1 protein-coding gene and 2 rRNA genes (1 of these 3 only partly in view) are annotated in these 2,744 nt (G+C 58.3%); 2 read left to right on the plus strand and 1 reads right to left on the minus strand.

Annotated features, from left to right (window positions below; all coding sequences use genetic code 11):
- Both FRZ03_RS19640 and rrf read left to right on the plus strand, forming a co-directional pair.
- Window positions 1-2,211 (plus strand): 23S ribosomal RNA (locus tag FRZ03_RS19640) (it extends 910 nt beyond the left edge of the window).
- A 72-nt stretch (window positions 2,212-2,283) separates the two neighbouring features.
- A 5S ribosomal RNA gene (gene rrf, locus FRZ03_RS19645) occupies window positions 2,284-2,400 on the plus strand.
- Between the two features lie 77 nt (window positions 2,401-2,477).
- Here rrf and FRZ03_RS19650 read toward each other — a convergent pair.
- On the minus strand, window positions 2,478-2,744 hold a 267-nt coding region (locus FRZ03_RS19650; RefSeq protein WP_146466481.1), incomplete at its 5' end, for an isochorismatase family protein.

The following is a 2,744-nucleotide window of genomic DNA, read 5'->3' on the forward strand; positions in this document are numbered from 1 at the left end:
GGTTCTCCCCGAAATGCATTTAGGTGCAGCGTCGTGTGTTTCTTGCCGGAGGTAGAGCACTGGATAGGCGATGGGCCCTACCGGGTTACTGACCTTAGCCAAACTCCGAATGCCGGTAAGTGAGAGCGCGGCAGTGAGACTGTGGGGGATAAGCTCCATGGTCGAGAGGGAAACAGCCCAGAGCATCGACTAAGGCCCCTAAGCGTACGCTAAGTGGGAAAGGATGTGGAGTCGCACAGACAACCAGGAGGTTGGCTTAGAAGCAGCCACCCTTGAAAGAGTGCGTAATAGCTCACTGGTCTAGTGATTCCGCGCCGACAATGTAGCGGGGCTCAAGCGTACCGCCGAAGTCGTGTCATTGCAGCATAAGGGCCAACGCCTGTTGTGATGGGTAGGGGAGCGTCGTCTGCCGGGTGAAGCAGCACCGGAAGGTAGTTGTGGACGGTTGACGAGTGAGAATGCAGGCATGAGTAGCGATTCACACGTGAGAAACGTGTGCGCCGATTGACTAAGGGTTCCTGGGTCAAGCTGATCTGCCCAGGGTAAGTCGGGACCTAAGGCGAGGCCGACAGGCGTAGTCGATGGATAACCGGTTGATATTCCGGTACCCGCTGTGAAGCGTCAAACATCGAGCATCGTGATGCTAAGGCCGTGAAGCCGCCCTGGAGCCTTCGGGCAAAGGGGAGTGGTGGAGCCGCTGAACCAAGCGGTTAGTAGGTGAGTGATGGGGTGACGCAGGAAGGTAGTCCATCCCGGGCGGTGGTTGTCCCGGGGTAAGGGTGTAGCCCGAGTGGTAGGTAAATCCGCCACTCATGCAGGGTGAGACCTGATGCCGAGCCGATTGTGGTGAAGTGGATGATCCTATGCTGTCGAGAAAAGCCTCTAGCGAGTTTCATGGCGGCCCGTACCCTAAACCGACTCAGGTGGTCAGGTAGAGAATACCGAGGCGTTCGGGTGAACTATGGTTAAGGAACTCGGCAAAATGCCCCCGTAACTTCGGGAGAAGGGGGGCCACACCTGGTGATGATCTTTACGGTCTGAGCTGGGGGTGGCCGCAGAGACCAGCGAGAAGCGACTGTTTACTAAAAACACAGGTCCGTGCGAAGCCGTAAGGCGATGTATACGGACTGACGCCTGCCCGGTGCTGGAACGTTAAGGGGACCGGTTAGCTTCACTTCGGTGGGGCGAAGCTGAGAACTTAAGCGCCAGTAAACGGCGGTGGTAACTATAACCATCCTAAGGTAGCGAAATTCCTTGTCGGGTAAGTTCCGACCTGCACGAATGGCGTAACGACTTCTCGACTGTCTCAACCATAGGCCCGGTGAAATTGCACTACGAGTAAAGATGCTCGTTTCGCGCAGCAGGACGGAAAGACCCCGGGACCTTTACTACAGTTTGATATTGGTGTTCGGTTCGGCTTGTGTAGGATAGCTGGGAGACTTTGAAGCGGCCACGCCAGTGGTTGTGGAGTCGTCGTTGAAATACCAGTCTGGTCGTGCTGGATGTCTAACCTGGGTCCGTGATCCGGATCAGGGACAGTGTCTGATGGGTAGTTTAACTGGGGCGGTTGCCTCCTAAAGGGTAACGGAGGCGCCCAAAGGTTCCCTCAGCCTGGTTGGCAATCAGGTGTTGAGTGTAAGTGCACAAGGGAGCTTGACTGTGAGACCGACGGGTCGAGCAGGGACGAAAGTCGGGACTAGTGATCCGGCGGTGGCTTGTGGAAGCGCCGTCGCTCAACGGATAAAAGGTACCCCGGGGATAACAGGCTGATCTTCCCCAAGAGTCCATATCGACGGGATGGTTTGGCACCTCGATGTCGGCTCGTCGCATCCTGGGGCTGGAGTCGGTCCCAAGGGTTGGGCTGTTCGCCCATTAAAGCGGTACGCGAGCTGGGTTTAGAACGTCGTGAGACAGTTCGGTCCCTATCCGCTGTGCGCGTAGGAGTCTTGAGAAGGGCTGTCCCTAGTACGAGAGGACCGGGACGGACGAACCTCTGGTGTGCCAGTTGTTCTGCCAAGGGCATGGCTGGTTGGCTACGTTCGGGAGGGATAACCGCTGAAAGCATCTAAGCGGGAAGCCTGCTTCGAGATGAGGACTCCCACCCACTTGATGGGGTAAGGCTCCCAGTAGACGACTGGGTTGATAGGCCGGATCTGGAAGCCAGGTAACTGGTGGAGGTGACCGGTACTAATAGGCCGAGGGCTTGTCCTCAGTTGCTCGCGTCCACTGTGTTGGTTCTGAAACCACGAACAACCATTGTGCTGGTTGTCAGTTTCATAGTGTTTCGGTGGTTATAGCGTGAGGGAAACGCCCGGTTACATTCCGAACCCGGAAGCTAAGCCTCACAGCGCCGATGGTACTGCAGGGGGGACCCTGTGGGAGAGTAGGACGCCGCCGAACAATTTTTGGGAGAAAACCCCCGCACCGTTGGTGCGGGGGTTTTCCGCGTTTCAGGCCCAATTCAATTACTCGCGGCGTCAGAAGCTGACGTCCGCCGTCCGTACCGTCCCGGCCGTGCGGCCCGGAGCGCTCTGGTTGCCCCAGTACAGATTGGTGTGCGCGATCACCTGCTCCGGCGACGGGGCGCCGTACGCGGTGAGGTCCTCCGTGGTGTGGGCGTCGGCGACCAGCGTCGTGTCGTAGCCGCGGACCAGGCCGCCGTGCAGCGTGGAGCGGATGCAGCAGTCGGTCTGGGCGCCGGTGACCAGCAGCCGGCCCACTCCGTGCGCCGCCAGCACGGACTC

Origin of the sequence: Streptomyces misionensis, from assembly GCF_007896895.1 — a bacterium.
GTDB classification, from domain to species: Bacteria; Actinomycetota; Actinomycetes; order Streptomycetales; family Streptomycetaceae; genus Streptomyces; species Streptomyces misionensis_A.